Origin of the sequence: Brevundimonas sp. (assembly GCF_032107865.1) — a bacterium.
Taxonomy (GTDB): domain Bacteria; phylum Pseudomonadota; class Alphaproteobacteria; order Caulobacterales; family Caulobacteraceae; genus Brevundimonas.
In genome coordinates, this window is record NZ_DAMCNG010000058.1 from 1 (window position 1) to 14,336 (window position 14,336).

Here is a 14,336-nt window from a genome sequence, read left to right on the forward strand (position 1 = left end):
CGTTGCGCCAGCGCGGATCCTGGGTCTGGACGACGAAGGTCTTGCCGCCGCTCCAGTCGCGCACGCGCGTCGACAGGGGCAGGCTGGCGCGGCCCGTGGCGATCCACAGATCGGGCCATTCGGCGACGCCGCGCGGATCGAACGACCCCGGCGCCAGCATGGCGGGGGTCTTCAGCGCCGATGGCCAGCGGTCGAAGGCAGAGCGCCAACGGACGGTCTGAACCGTGATCTCGGCCGGGGTCAGGCGGGCTACGGCCTCGGCCAAGCCCAGAGCCTGGTTCTGGATGCCGGTGCGGCCGTCGGACACCACCCAGACAGACAGAGGGCGCGCGGCAGAACCGCGCGCCCCTGTGGCCTGCTCATTGAGAGGAGGGCTTACTTCCACTCGACCTTGAGGATCTCATAGGCCTTCACGCCACCGGGCGTGTTGACCTCGACCACGTCGCCGACCTCTTTCGAGATCAGGGCGCGGGCGATCGGCGAGGCGATGGAGATCTTGCCCAGCTTCACGTCGGCTTCGTGTTCGCCGACGATCTGATAGACGCCCTCTTCCTCGGTGTCCTCGTCCACGAAGGTGACGGTGGCGCCGAACTTGACCTGGTTGCCCGACAGCTTGGACACGTCGATCACCTGGGCGCGCGACAGTTTGTCCTCGATCTCGGCGATCGAGCCTTCGATCCAGCCCTGGCGTTCCTTGGCTGCATGGTATTCGGCGTTTTCAGACAGATCGCCATGTTCGCGGGCTTCCGCGATGGCGGCGATCACGCTGGGTCGTTCCACCGATTTCAATTGCTTGAGTTGATCGTCGAGGGAGCGATATCCCTCGGCCGTCATCGGCACTTTTTCCATTGTGTCGTGAGTTTCTTGCTACGCCCGAAGACAGGTGAGAGACGTTCCGGTACCGCTGCGGCCACGGGGGCGTTGCGTGACCGGCCAAGGAAGGTAGGGCGCCCGACGCCCAAACTCAAGATGGCGAAACGGCGCCATCTCGCGCGGCGCAGGCGCGCAGCCTTGTTTCAGCGCTTTCTTACGGTCCGGACGGCGGTGCAGGCGGGGATGATGGTCCGCGATCCTTGCTGAAGGCGCGCCGCAGGGCGGTCCAGGCGATGAAGCCCAGGGCGGCGACGGCCAGAAGCATGAAGACGCCCGATACGACCGCGACCCCCGTGGCGATGAAGGCGATGACGAGACAGACGGCCGCGAACAGGGCGGCGATGACCTGAAGAACGGACAGACGCATGAAGGTGTTAACGCCGACAGCCGGTCGGGGTTTCGTCGGCTCGATACAGTGCGGTCAGCGGCACCGTCCGCTCCAGCGCTGACGTCGGTGCGGCGCGCGGGCGCCCGCTCCGCCAGTCTGCGCGCCCTGGACCGGCGTGCGGCGGCTCTTCCACAGCCGCCAGGCCAGGGTCGCCAAGGCGATCTTGCCTGCGTGGCGGGCGGCCAGGCTGCGTCCCCGGCGCGACAGCAGCAGGCCGCCCAGCAGGGTGGAAAGGCGAGACAGGGGCATGGGCGGCGTCTCCTCTGGAAGCGGAACCTGTCTGAGGAACGGCCGGGACGCCGCCGGGTTCAGCGCCCCTTGCCTAGCGCTTGAGCATCAGGGCCTCGGCGGCCAGGACCGAGCCTTCGACGCCCAGGGTGACGGCCGGCTCGGGCGTGATGCGGAACAGGGGCGAATGGTGGCCGGGGGCGTCGTCCACCTGTGCGGGCGGGGTGCCGCCGACGCTGAAGTAGACGCCCTTCACCCCGCTCTCGGGGGTGACGAAATAGGCGAAGTCCTCGGCGCCCATGCCGCCGCGCGGCTTGTCGATCAGCACGTCCTCGCCCAGGCCCGCGGTCAGGGCCGTGCGGACGCGGGCGGCGGTCTCGGCGTCGTTGATGGTCGGCGGGGTGTTCTCCAGAGGCGAACGCACCACGGTCGGCAGCTTGTCGTCAGGCACGCCCAGGGCCAGGGCCGTGTTGCGGGCGATGCGGTCGATGCCGTCCAGCAGCTGGGCGCGCACCTCGGGGCTGTCGGCGCGGACGGTCAGTTGCAGGTCGACGCGGTCGGAGATGATGTTGTGCTTGATGCCGCCGCGAATGGCGCCGACCGTGACCACGGCGCCGTCGAGCGGATTGGTCTCGCGGCTGCGCAGGGACTGCAGCGCCACCACGATGTGCGAGGCGACCAGGATGGGATCGACCCCCAGGTGCGGCGAGGCGCCGTGCGTGCCGACGCCGTGGACGGCGATGTCCACGCTGTCCGAACTGGAGGAGGTGATGCCCAGCGGGGCCTCGATCTTGCCGGTCGGGGTGTCGGCCGAGACGTGGAAGGCCAGGGCGTAGTCCGGCTTGGGGAAGCGGGAATAGAGGCCGTCCTCGACCATGGCGCGGGCGCCGAAGATGCGCTCCTCGGCCGGCTGAGCGATCAGGACGAGCGTGCCCGACCAGTTGGCCTTGCGCGCCTGCATCTGGCGCGCCGTGCCGACCAGGGCGGTGATGTGCACGTCATGGCCGCAGGCGTGCATGACGGGCTTCTCCACCCCGTCGCTGTCGACCTGGCGCGCGGTGGAGGCGTTGGCGAGGCCCGACTTCTCCTCGACCGGCAGGCCGTCCATGTCGGCGCGGATCATGACCGTGGGTCCGGGGCCGTTGCGCAGGACGGCGACCACGCCCGTGCCGCCGACGCCGGTGGACACGTCATAGCCCAGGGCGCGCAGCTCCTGCGCCATGCGGGCGGCGGTCTGGACCTCCATGCCGGAAAGCTCCGGGTTGCGATGGAAGTGGTCGAACAGGGCGCCGAGGTTGGCGTCGTAATCCGCCTTGACGGCGGCCTTGAGCCCCGCGTCCTGGGCGATGGCGGGCGCGGAACCTGCCGCCAGAACGGCGGCCAGGATAGCGGTGAGCGTGGTCTTCTTCATGATGGCGTCCCCTCCAATGTCACGCACGACCTTAGCCGCTGGGCGGAAGGGGGCAACCGGGGAAGGCGTGCCCTTTACCGTCGTCATCCTCGGGCTTGACCCGAGAATCCAGCCGTCCGCCTGCGCGACGGCGCCGGATTGAGCGATAGCGGAGCCGCATCGGGCCTCTCGCCGCCGCCACCCTGGATCCTCGGGTCAAGCCCGAGGATCCAGGGTGGCGAAAGGCGTGGGGGCGGGGGGGCCTGTAATGGGGGTGAAAAGAAAAAGCCCCCGACGATCGCTCGGCGGGGGCCTTTCTTCAGGTCTGAGCCTGATCTCAGTTGTAGCTCTGGATCGGGCGGACATCCATCTCGCCGTGGCGGACGGCGGCGATGCCCTGGGCGGCGGCCAGGGAGCCGGACGCCGTGGTGTAGTAGGGAATCTTCATCATCAGCGCCGTGCGGCGGATCGAGAAGCTGTCGGCCAGGGCCTGCTTGCCGTCCGTGGTGTTAAAGACCAGCTGGACCTCGCCGTTCTTCATGGCGTCGACGATGTTCGGACGGCCTTCCAGCACCTTCTTGACCAGGCCGACGTCCAGGCCCTGTTCGGTCAGGTAGGTATGGGTGCCGCCGGTGGCGATGACCGCGAAGCCCTGGGCCAGCAGGGTCTTCACTGCCTCGACGATGAAGGGCTTGTCGGCGTCGCGCACCGAGACGAAGGCCGTGCCCTCGGTCGGCAGGATGGTGCCGCCGCCGGTCTGGGACTTGGCGAAGGCGCGGGCGAAGGCGGGGGCCAGATCGGCCTCGCCCTCACGCTTCCAGTCCAGACCCATGACTTCGCCGGTCGAGCGCATTTCCGGGCCGAGGATGGTGTCGACCCCGGCGAAGCGCGCGAACGGGAAGACGGCTTCCTTGACCGCGATATGGTCCAGTTCCTTGTCGACCAGACCGAAGGACGACAGCGGCACACCGGCCATGACCTTGGCGGCGATGGCGGCGACCGGCTGGCCGATGGTCTTGGCGACGAAGGGCGCGGTGCGGCTGGCGCGCGGATTCACTTCGAGGACGAAGATGCGCGGGTTTTCGCTGTGCGGCTCCTCGATGGCGAACTGCACGTTCATCAGGCCGCGCACCTTCAGGGCCTTGGCCATGGCGGTGGTCTGGCGCTTCAGTTCGGCCACCGTCTCGGAGCGCAGGGAGAAGGGCGGCATGGAGCAGGCGCTGTCGCCCGAGTGGACGCCGGCTTCCTCGATATGCTCCAGCACGCCGGCGACGAAGACGGTCTCGTCGTCGCACAGGGCGTCGACGTCCACTTCGGTGGCGCGGTTCAGATAGTGGTCGATCAGGACGGGATCGTCGCCCGAGACGCGCATGGCCTCATGGACATAGCGGTCCAACTGCTCGCGGTCGTGGACGATCATCATGCCGCGGCCGCCCAGCACGTAGGACGGACGCAGGACGACCGGATAGCCGACTTCCTCGGCCTTCTGGGCGGCTTCCTCGGCCGAGCGGGCCAGGCCGTTCGGCGGCTGGATCAGGCCGATTTCATTCAGCATCTGCTGGAAGCGCTCGCGGTCCTCGGCCAGGTCGATGCTGTCGACGCTGGTGCCCAGGATCGGCACGCCGTCTTCCTGAAGCGCATGGGCCAGCTTCAGCGGGGTCTGGCCGCCGAACTGGACGACGACGCCGATCAGTTCGCCCTTGGAGCGTTCGACGTCGATCAGCTCCAGCACGTCCTCGGCCGTCAGCGGCTCGAAATACAGGCGGTCGGAGGTGTCGTAGTCGGTCGAGACCGTCTCGGGGTTGCAGTTGACCATGATGCTCTCGACGCCGATGTCGTCGAAGGCGAAGGCTGCGTGGCAGCAGCAGTAGTCAAACTCGATGCCCTGACCGATGCGGTTCGGACCGCCGCCCAGGATGACGGCTTTCTTCTTGTCCGACACCTCGGCCTCGCAGGCCGGGATCTGGCCGAGTGCGCCGGTCTCATAGGTCGAATACATATAGGCGGTGGCGCTGGCGAACTCGGCGGCGCAGGTGTCGATGCGCTTGAACACCGGGCGCACGTCCAGCGCGCGGCGGGCCTTGCGGACTTCGCCCTCGGTCTTGCCGGTCAGGGCGCCCAGACGGGCGTCGGAGAAGCCCTTGGCCTTCAGCTTGCGGAAGTCGGTGGAGTCCGTGGGCAGGCCCTGAACGCGGACGTGGCCTTCGGTGCGGATCAGGTCGGCGATCTGGCGCAGGAACCACGGCTCGTACGAGCAGGCGGCTTGAACTTCCTCGACCGTCAGGCCGTGACGGAAGGCCTGGGCGATGACGCGGATACGGTCCGGCGTCGGCAGGCCCAGGGCGCGGATGACGGCGGCCTTGATCGCGGCGTCGTCTTCAGCGCCGGTCACGCCGTCGATCTCGATGTCGTCGAAGCCGTTCAGGCCCGTTTCCAGCCCGCGCAGGGCCTTCTGCATGGATTCCTGGAAGGTGCGGCCGATGGCCATGACCTCGCCGACCGACTTCATCGCCGTGGTCAGCGACGGCTCGGAGCCCGGATATTTCTCGAAGGCGAAGCGCGGGATCTTGGTGACCACGTAATCAATGGCCGGCTCGAAGCTGGCCGGGGTCACCATGGTGATGTCGTTCTTCAGCTCGTCCAGCGTGTAGCCGACGGCCAGCTTGGCGGCGATCTTGGCGATCGGGAAGCCGGTGGCCTTGGACGCCAGCGCCGAGGAACGCGACACGCGCGGGTTCATCTCGATGACGACCAGGCGGCCGTCCTTGGGGTTGACCGCGAACTGGACGTTCGAGCCGCCCGTCTCGACCCCGATCTCGCGCAGCACCGCGATCGAGGCCGCGCGCATCATCTGATATTCCTTGTCCGTCAGCGTCATGGCCGGGGCGACGGTGATGCTGTCGCCGGTGTGGACGCCCATCGGGTCGATGTTCTCGATCGAGCAGATGATGATGCAGTTGTCCGCATGATCGCGGACGACCTCCATCTCATATTCCTTCCAGCCCAGCACCGACTCTTCGATCAGCACTTCGGTGGTCGGCGACAGGTCGAGGCCCCGCTCCACGATCTCGTGGAATTCCTCGACGTTGTAGGCGATGCCGCCGCCGGTGCCGGCGAGCGTGAACGACGGGCGGATGATGGCGGGCAGGCCCACGAAGGCCAGGGCCTCGTCGGCCTCTTCAATGTGGTGGATGGCGCGCGAGCGGGGCGATTCCAGACCCAGCTTGTCCATCGCATCGCGGAACTTCTGACGGTCCTCGGCCTTGTCGATGACCTCGGCCTTGGCGCCGATCATCTCGACGCCGTGACGGGCCAGGGCGCCCGAAGCGTTCAGGGCCAGGGCGGTGTTCAGCGCCGTCTGGCCGCCCATGGTGGGCAGCAGGGCGTCCGGCTTTTCCTTGGCGATGATCTTCTCGACCATCTCAGGCGTGATCGGCTCGATATAGGTGGCGTCGGCCACCTCCGGGTCGGTCATGATGGTGGCGGGGTTCGAGTTGACCAGGATGACCCGGTAGCCCTCGGCCTTCAGCGCCTTACAGGCCTGAACGCCGGAATAGTCGAACTCGCACGCCTGGCCGATGACGATCGGACCGGCGCCGATGATCAGGATGGACTGGATGTCTGTGCGCTTGGGCATCGGCGTCTACTCAGTTCGTCACGACCGCGCACTCCCAGCCGTCGTAGTCGAGCTGGAAGGCCGCGGCCCAGGTTTGCATCATGGCCGACACAGGCGAAAACGACGCCTCGTCGACCGGCATGGTGGTCTCCAGGACGGTCATGTCGCCCTGGCCCCGCGTCAGGAAGCCCGCACGGCGGGCCACCTCGCACAGGTCGCCGTGCGCCTCTTCCTCGCCGTAGAAGTAGAACAGCGTATGGCGCGGAGTGATCCCGCTGTCGCCCTGCTCTGCGAGCGCGGCGCGCACCATGGCGTCCTTTTCTTCGTGACTGGTCAGGGCGGCGGTCTCCACGCGCGCAGACGGACGGGCGCGAGCGTTGTCGCGGCCGATCCGTTCAGGTTGTCGGTTAAGCGGCCCGTGTAGAGAGGGAGGGGCCGGGGGGCAAGGGCCAGAATGGGGCGGGCGCGATTTCTTGGGGAGCCCGCCCCGCCGGCTCCTATTGATCGTCGATCGCGGCGATCCAGTCGGGCAGTTCGCCGATGCGGCTGAGGCTGACGTAGCGGGCGTTGCCCTCTGGCGCGTCGGCCAGTTCGTGGGCCCAGGTGATGTGGTAGGGGATGTGCGCCGCCCAGGCCCCGGCCTCGATGGCGGGCAGGACGTCGGACTTCATGGAATTGCCGGCCATCACCGCCTCGGCCGCGCCCGAGCCGTGGCGGGCGAAGACGCGGTCATAGGTTGAGCGGTTCTTCTCCGACACGATCTCGACGGCGGCGAACAGTTCGCCCAGGCCCGAGGCCGCCAGCTTGCGCTCCTGGTCCATCAGATCGCCCTTGGTCACGAGCACCAGACGGTAGTTCTCGGCCAGTTCAGCCAGGGTCTCGTCGACGCCGGGCAGGGTCTCGACCGGGTGGACCAGCATCTCGCGTCCGGCGGCCAGGATCTCGCGCACGATGTGGGGCGGGGCAGAGCCGTCGCACAGCTCCATCGCCGTCTCCAGCATCGACAGGGTGAAGCCCTTCACCCCATAGCCGTAAAGCCGCAGGTTGCGTCGCTCGACCGCGGCCAGACGATCCATCATCACCGGCTCTTCGGCGTGGTCGGCCAGCAGTTCGGCGAACCGCTTCTGGCTCAGGCGGAAGATGGTCTCATTGTGCCAGAGGGTGTCGTCGGCATCGAGGCCGACCGTGGTGACGGGCATGGGCGAACTCCAGAACTTCGGCGGGGCTTTAGCACGCCTGCGCCGAGCGCTCATCCCGGCGAAGGCGCAGGATGAATCTTCATGGCGACGGCTGCGACATTTCGGTCTATGCGGCCCGTATGAGCCAAGTCGACATCCTGCCTGAACCCTCGCACCGCATCGGCTGGGGCCTGGCCGCCCTGGTGGTGGCCGGGAACATGATCGGATCGGGCGTCTATCTGCTGCCCGCTACGCTGGCGCCGACCGGCAGCTCGAGCATCATCGGTTGGATCGTCTGCGGGATCGGGGCCGTGACCCTGGCGCTGGTGTTCGGCGGTCTGGGGCGGATGCAGCCGGAGGCTGACGGCCTGTCGGACTTCGCCCGGCGCGGTCTGGGGCGGTTCCTGGGCTATCAGACGGGGCTGGCCTATTGGGCCGCCTGCCTGACCGGCAACGTCGCCGTGGCGGTGGCGGGGACCGGCTATCTGGCCTTCTTTTTTCCGGCGCTGAAGGAACCGATGTGGGGCGCGGTCAGCAATCTGGTGCTGATTTGGCTGACCACGGCGGCCTATGCGGCGGGGTCGAAGACGGCGGCGCGGTTCGGGGCGATCACCCTGGTGCTGGGGCTGATTCCGATCGGTCTGGCCATCATCGCCGGCGTTATCGCCTTCAGCGGCGAGACCTTTGTCGCGTCGTGGAGCCCGGCGGGCGAGCCGCTGACGAAGACGGTTCCGGCGTCGCTGGCCGTCATTTTCTGGGCCTTCCTGGGCGTCGAGAGCGCGGCAGCCCTGTCCAGCCAGGTCAAGAACCCGGCGACCGACGTGGGTCGCGCCTCGCTGGGCGGGGTGCTGCTGGCCTTCGTCGTCTATGTGGCGGCCAGCGTGGCGGTGTTCGGCGTCATCCCGGCCGACGTCCTGGCCCATTCGACCAGCCCCTACGCCGATCTGGTGGCGCGGGTGATGGGGGCCTCGGTGGCCGGTCTGGTGGCGGCCTGCGCCGTCATCAAGGCGACCGGCACCATCGCGGGCTGGACCATGATGGGCGGCGAGACGGCGCGCGCCTCGGCCGAACAGGGCTGGCTGCCGCGCTGGTTCGGCGGAGCCAAGAAGGGCAAGACGCCCCTGTCCAACCCCCTGATCAACGGCGTCATCATGAGCGCCATGGTGATCGCCAGCGCCCAGCCGACCCTGGGCCAGCAGTTCGGCGTGCTGATCGGCGTGACCTCGGTGTTGACCCTGTGCCTGTACGCCCTTTGCTCGGTGACGCTGTGGAAGCTGACGACCAAGCCGGGCTGGCGCCTGCTGGCCGTCGGCGGGGCGGTGTTCTCGGCCTTTGCGGTCGCGGCGGCGGCGGGCGGCTACATCTGGCCCAGCGTCGGCTTCTTCGCCGTGACCAGCCTGGCCTGGCTGTGGGTTCGCAAGCGACAGGGACGCTTCCAGACGGCATAATCAGAGGCCGTGTTGACACGGCCCCTTCATCTCTTTAGCGACGCCGCCGTTTGTCCGCCCGTATTCACTGCTAGGAGCCCTGCGCCATGACGACTCAAATCCTGTCCGGCGCCACCGGCGTCCTCGTGCTCGCAGATGGAACGGTCCTGTCGGGGATCGGCGTCGGAGCGACCGGCTCGGCCATCGGCGAGGTGGTCTTCAACACCTCCATGACGGGCTATCAGGAAATCCTGACCGACCCTTCGTACATGAGCCAGATCCTGGCTTTCACCTTCCCGCACATCGGCAATGTCGGCGTGAACCTGGAAGACGTCGAGCAGGTCGGCGAGGCGCCCGAGCGTGCGGCGCGCGGCGTCATCCTGCGCGACGTGCCGACCGAGCCGGCCAACTGGCGCGCCTCGGGCGGGCTGGACGCCTGGATGAAGTCGCGCGGCGTCATCGGCCTGGCCGGCGTCGACACCCGCGCCCTGACCCAGCTGATCCGCGAAAAGGGCGCCCCGCACGCCGTCATCGCCCATGATCCCGACGGCCAGTTCGACCTGGAGGCCCTGACGGCCCAGGCGCGCGACTGGAAGGGCCTGGTCGGCCTGGACCTGGCCAAGGACGCCTCGACCACCCAGGCATTCGAATGGACCGAGGGCGCCTGGGAATGGCCGACCGGCTACGCCCAGCCGCAGGCCGGCGACCAGTCGGTGGTGGTCGTCGACTACGGCGTGAAGCGCAACATCCTGCGCGCCCTGGCCTCGACCGGGGTGAAGATCACCGTGGTCCCCGCCTCGACCACGGCCGAAGAGATTCTGGCCCGCAACCCTGACGGCGTGGTGCTGTCGAACGGCCCGGGCGATCCGGCCGCGACCGGCGAATACGCTGTGCCCGAGATCAAGAAGCTGCTGGACAGCGGCAAACCCCTGATGGGCATCTGCCTGGGCCACCAGATGCTGGCCATCGCCCTCGGCGCCAAGACGTTGAAGATGGAGCAGGGGCACCACGGCGCCAACCACCCGGTCAAGGATCTGACCACGGGCAAGGTCGAGATCGTGTCGATGAACCACGAGTTCTCGGTCGACCGCGACAGCCTGCCTGAGGCCGTGGTTGAAACGCATGTGTCGCTTTTCGATGGTACGAATTGCGGGATTGCGCTGAAGGATAAACCCGTGTTCAGCGTGCAGCATCACCCGGAGGCCTCGTCGGGTCCGACCGACAGCCTCTATCTGTTCAAGCGTTTCGTGGATTCCATGAGGGCGTAAATGGGGGCTCCCGCAGCGAAGTCCGCTTATCTCGGTTGGGTTTCTGCTGCGATCGCAGGGGAGAGGGGGGCCTCTCCGGCTATTGCGGCGGTCGAGCATGATCTGATCCTGGGCTACGCCACAGGATATGAGGCCGCCGACGTGGCGGTCTTCGTGCGCTCATTGCGCGCGGTCTATGCCGGTCCGGTGGTGCTGGTGACGGATCAGGAGCCTGCGCTCCTGGCCTTCCTGGCCGAACATGACGTGGAGTCCGTGCCGCCTGCGTGCCTGTGCAACAGCGCCTGGCGGCCCCATCCGGTGATGCAGCGCTTCGCCGCCTTCGACATGCTGATGAGCGAACGGCCCTGGGCGCGCAGCGTCCTGTTGACCGATGTGCGCGATGTGGTCTTCCAGGCGCCGCCGTTCGACCCGCCGCCCGCTAAGCCCGAGTTCTACGTCGAGTATGACGGGGGCCTGAAGGGTCACGCCTTCAACATGAAATACCTGCGCGGCGTCGGCGGCGAGGACGTGGCGCGCGCCCTGGCGGACAAGCCGTGCGTCTGCGTCGGCACCGTCATGGGGCCGCGCGAGTGCATGATCCGCTTCTGCCGCACCCTGCTGATGCTGGCGGCCATTCCTCGATCCGAGATCGGCGGCGCCTTTGGGGCGGATCAGGCGGCGTGCAACATCGCCCTGCATCTGGGACTGGTCGAGGGCGAGGCGGCGGCCAACTACGGTCGGATCGCTACGATCGGCCTGACCCCGAGCGCGGACCTGTCCCTGGCGGACGGTCGGATCGTGAACCCGGACGGCGGGACCAGCGCGATCGTGCACCAGTACGACCGCCACCCGGCCCTGATGGCCGCCATGCACGAACGCTGGGGCCAGGGCTTTGAGGTGCGCGAACGGCGCCGGGGCAAGAGCCTGTCCGAGCGCGGCCGCAAGCTGAAGGAATCTCTGGCGCGGCGCCTGCCCGAACTGCGTTGAGTCTCTAGGGCAGGGACGCAGGTTCGGCGCGACGCAAGGCGGCCGCCTTGCCGATGGCGATGGCGGCGGCGTGCAGCCAGTAGTCGGCGTCCTCGCTGCGATCCTCCTGCCGACGCAGCCAGCCGCGTTGACGCCGCAGGGCGGCGTTGGCCAGCAGGCGGGCGTGCAGGGCGCGAGGCTTGAGCAGCGGAACAGCGGGAGAGCCGGGGACGGCGACGGCGTCGGGGCCTTGGGGCTCCACCGCCGGGCGGGCGATGGCGATGAACATGGGGCGAGAACCGTTGAACTACGGCGCCGGACGCAGTCCGCGGCGGCGGCGTCATGGCGGTCCCTGCTTCTCAGGAACCGATCGAAGAATCCACAGGCCTGTGGATAGTTCCGGCGTTATCTGAGAAAATATTGTTCATATTCAGATGGTTGTCGCCGCATTGCGGTCCATATGGTTAATGATCTCTTAAGGCGTCGGCGCGGCGGGATCGACGCGCGTGTCGAAGGCGCGGCCGGACAGGGCCTGAGCTTCGCCGGCCTGGAACAGGCTGGTCATGTGGGCCTGGGTGAAGTCCAGGGTGTTGGCCTCGACCTCATCGGGAATGGCGGCGACCGACAGGGTCATGTTGTGACGGTGCGCGAACTGGGTGACGGCCGTCAGGTCCGAGCGCTGCAACGCCTTCATCATGGTGTCGAAGCTGCGCGCGGCGATGCTGACTGCCGAGATGCGCGCCACTTCGAAGCGAGGATCCCACTGGCCGTTGACGACGATCCAGACGCGGGCGTTGCTGAGGGGGCGGTTTGACGGGGTGTCGAGCAGCAGCGCCTGCGGCACGACCAGGAAGCTGGACACCGTGCCGCCGTCGACGTGCAGTTCCTGAATGCGGCGGCCCTGATGCTCGACGTCCAGCAGGACGGGCGGGAAGGCGCCGGGAATGCTGGCCGAGGCGATCAGCACATTGACGAACAGCAGGCGCGAAGCCGGATCGTCGCGCTGGGCGATGGCGCCCATGTCCCAGACGACCTGGGTCTGGGTGTCCAGGCTGGTGGTCGAGACATAGAGGCGACGACCCTTGCGATGTTCCTCGGCGATGGCCGCCAGCAGCTCGGGCGAGATGTTGTTCAGCACCAGATTGGTCAGGGGCTCGGGCTTGAACACGCCGGGCAGCAGCAGGGCGTAGAGACCACGCGACTTCAGCAGCTGGTCGGTCTGGCCGCTGGTGTAGGCATGCTCCAGCGCCGGATCGAAACGCTGGCCCGCAAAGACGAAGGGCGCGATCAGGGCCCCGGTCGAGACGCCGGTCACCACCTCGAACTGGGGCCGGTTTCCGGCGTGGCTCCAGCCGACCATGACGCCGGCGCCATAGGCGCCGTTGGCCCCGCCGCCGGACAGGGCCAGGATGTCGAAATGGCCGTCGCGGGCGGCGTTCTGCGTATTGATCGTTTCGCGCACGAAGCGGGCGCGCTCTTCCTCGGTCCGGAAGTCATAGCGCCAGGGCGGGCTGGCGGCGGCCAGGTCTGCGGCGTCGAAGGTCGGGCGCGGGATCGTCTGGCAGGCGCCGAGCGTCAGGAAGACGGCGGGCAGCAGAAACAGAACGAGCAGACGAAGTTGGCGCATGATCGCAAGGGCTCCGGCAAGGCTGGGATGACTTAAAGCCCAGTCGTGCGACAGAAGGAAGTCAGGCGGTTGTCCCCGGACTTATCCCCAGGCGGCGTTTTGGACGGGGGCCGTCGCGGCGGCGAGCGGGCGAGGGCTGGCCTTTGCGGCCCATCGGACGGCATAGGTCGGGCGTGCGATTTGACGAACGGTTCATCGAGGAGCTGAAGGCCCGCCTTCGGCCGTCCGACATCATCGGGCGGACGGTGAAGCTCAAGCGTCAGGGACGTGAGTTCGTCGGCCTCAGCCCCTTCTCGAAGGAGAAGTCGCCCAGTTTCTTCGTCAATGACGACAAGGGCTTCTTCCACGATTTCAGCTCGGGCAAGCACGGCGACGTCATCAGCTTCCTGCAGGAGACGGAACGTCTCAGCTTCGTCGAGGCGGTCAGCCGACTGGCGGGCGAGGCCGGGATGCAGTTGCCCGCCGAAGATCCTCAGGCCGCCGAGCGCGAGCAGAAGCGTCAAGGTCTGGCCGACTGGATGGACCTGTCCCAGAAATGGTTCGCCGCCAATCTGCGCCGCAGCGTCGGCAAGGCGGCGCGCGAGTATCTGGAGAAGCGCGGCCTGCCCGAGGACCAGTGGGAGCGTTTCGGTCTGGGTTATGCGCCCAACGACCGCGAGGGGCTGAAGCAGGCGCTGGTCCAGCGCGGGGCGCGGCCGGGCGATCTGGTCGAGGCGGGGATGCTGATCGCGCCGGAAGGGGGCGGCCAGCCCTATGACCGCTTCCGCGACCGGCTGATGTTCCCGATCCTCGACGCGCGCGGACGCATCGTCAGCTTCGGCGGCCGGGCGATGAACCCGGACGACCGGGCGAAGTATCTGAACGGGCCGGAGACCTCCCTGTTTCACAAGGGGGCGACGCTTTACGGCCTGCCGGAAGCGCGGCGGATCATGGGCGCCGAGAGCCGGGGGGAGCAGGGGATCATCGTCGTCGAAGGCTATATGGACGTCATCGCCTGCCATCGGGCGGGCCTGCCTGCGGTCGCGCCTATGGGCACGGCCCTGACCGAGGAGCAGATGGAGCGGCTGTGGCGCGTCTCGTCCGAGCCGGTGCTGAGCTTCGACGGGGATGCGGCGGGCCTGCGCGCCGCATATCGTTCGATCGAGAGGGCGCTGCCGCTGTTGAAGCCGGGCAAGTCGTTCCGCTTCGCCCTGCTGGAAGGCGGGCAGGATCCGGACGACATCCTGCGCGATCGCGGGGCGCCCGCCCTGCGTCAGGCGATGGCGACGACGCGGCCCTTCGCCGAGGTGCTGTTCCGCCGCGAGGTCGAGGCCGAACCGCTGGACACGCCCGAGCGCAAGGCGGGGCTGAAGGGGCGGCTGCGTCAGGCGGCCAACGCCGTGCAGGACAAGGATCT

14 protein-coding genes are annotated in these 14,336 nt (G+C 68.0%); 4 read left to right on the plus strand and 10 right to left on the minus strand.

The window, feature by feature from the left end; translation table 11 throughout:
- The 8 genes from RT567_RS07110 to RT567_RS07145 all read right to left on the minus strand — a co-directional run.
- The coding region (locus RT567_RS07110; protein ID WP_313575345.1) for an ELM1/GtrOC1 family putative glycosyltransferase at positions 1–307 on the minus strand (307 nt) is incomplete at its 3' end.
- A 68-nt stretch (positions 308–375) separates the two neighbouring features.
- Positions 376–849: a transcription elongation factor GreA gene (gene greA / locus RT567_RS07115; protein ID WP_087139933.1), complete on the minus strand. Its 474-nt coding sequence runs from the start codon at positions 847–849 to the stop codon at positions 376–378.
- Between the two features lie 178 nt (positions 850–1,027).
- Positions 1,028–1,240 (minus strand): hypothetical protein, encoded by a 213-nt coding sequence (locus RT567_RS07120; protein WP_313575346.1) that lies wholly within the window; start codon positions 1,238–1,240, stop codon positions 1,028–1,030.
- Positions 1,241–1,294: 54 nt separating this feature from the next.
- A complete protein-coding gene (locus RT567_RS07125; protein ID WP_313575348.1) occupies positions 1,295–1,510 on the minus strand; it encodes a cysteine protease in 216 nt (71 codons plus the stop codon).
- A gap of 73 nt (positions 1,511–1,583) precedes the next feature.
- On the minus strand, positions 1,584–2,900 hold the full coding sequence (locus RT567_RS07130; protein ID WP_313575350.1) for an amidohydrolase: 1,317 nt from the start codon (positions 2,898–2,900) through the stop codon (positions 1,584–1,586).
- A gap of 316 nt (positions 2,901–3,216) precedes the next feature.
- On the minus strand, positions 3,217–6,516 hold the full coding sequence (carB, locus tag RT567_RS07135; RefSeq protein WP_313575352.1) for a carbamoyl-phosphate synthase large subunit: 3,300 nt from the start codon (positions 6,514–6,516) through the stop codon (positions 3,217–3,219).
- Positions 6,517–6,526: 10 nt separating this feature from the next.
- Positions 6,527–6,847, minus strand: coding sequence for a ribonuclease E inhibitor RraB (locus tag RT567_RS07140; protein WP_003166071.1), 321 nt, complete (start codon positions 6,845–6,847; stop codon positions 6,527–6,529).
- Positions 6,848–6,992: 145 nt separating this feature from the next.
- Positions 6,993–7,694, minus strand: a complete 702-nt coding sequence (locus RT567_RS07145; protein WP_313575354.1) for an HAD family hydrolase — start codon at positions 7,692–7,694, stop codon at positions 6,993–6,995.
- A gap of 71 nt (positions 7,695–7,765) precedes the next feature.
- On the opposite strand from RT567_RS07145, the gene RT567_RS07150 reads away from it, so the two are divergent.
- The 3 genes from RT567_RS07150 to RT567_RS07160 all read left to right on the plus strand — a co-directional run bounded on the left by RT567_RS07150 (position 7,766) and on the right by RT567_RS07160 (position 11,334).
- Positions 7,766–9,121 (plus strand): amino acid permease, encoded by a 1,356-nt coding sequence (locus RT567_RS07150; RefSeq protein WP_313575356.1) that lies wholly within the window; start codon positions 7,766–7,768, stop codon positions 9,119–9,121.
- Positions 9,122–9,207: 86 nt separating this feature from the next.
- Complete coding sequence (gene carA, locus RT567_RS07155) at positions 9,208–10,368, plus strand: glutamine-hydrolyzing carbamoyl-phosphate synthase small subunit (RefSeq protein WP_313575358.1); 1,161 nt, start codon at positions 9,208–9,210, stop codon at positions 10,366–10,368.
- Entirely contained in the window at positions 10,369–11,334 is a 966-nt protein-coding gene (locus tag RT567_RS07160; protein ID WP_313575360.1) for a hypothetical protein, read from the plus strand.
- Between the two features lie 4 nt (positions 11,335–11,338).
- Here the strand turns inward: RT567_RS07160 and RT567_RS07165 are convergent, their stop codons facing one another.
- A complete protein-coding gene (locus RT567_RS07165) occupies positions 11,339–11,602 on the minus strand; it encodes a hypothetical protein (RefSeq protein ID WP_313575361.1) in 264 nt (87 codons plus the stop codon).
- A gap of 186 nt (positions 11,603–11,788) precedes the next feature.
- On the minus strand, positions 11,789–12,940 hold the full coding sequence (locus tag RT567_RS07170) for a patatin-like phospholipase family protein (RefSeq protein WP_313575363.1): 1,152 nt from the start codon (positions 12,938–12,940) through the stop codon (positions 11,789–11,791).
- 173 nt (positions 12,941–13,113) lie between these two features.
- Here RT567_RS07170 and dnaG point away from each other — a divergent pair.
- Positions 13,114–14,336 (plus strand): DNA primase (dnaG, locus tag RT567_RS07175; protein ID WP_313575365.1); only part of this gene is annotated, 1,223 nt, incomplete at its 3' end.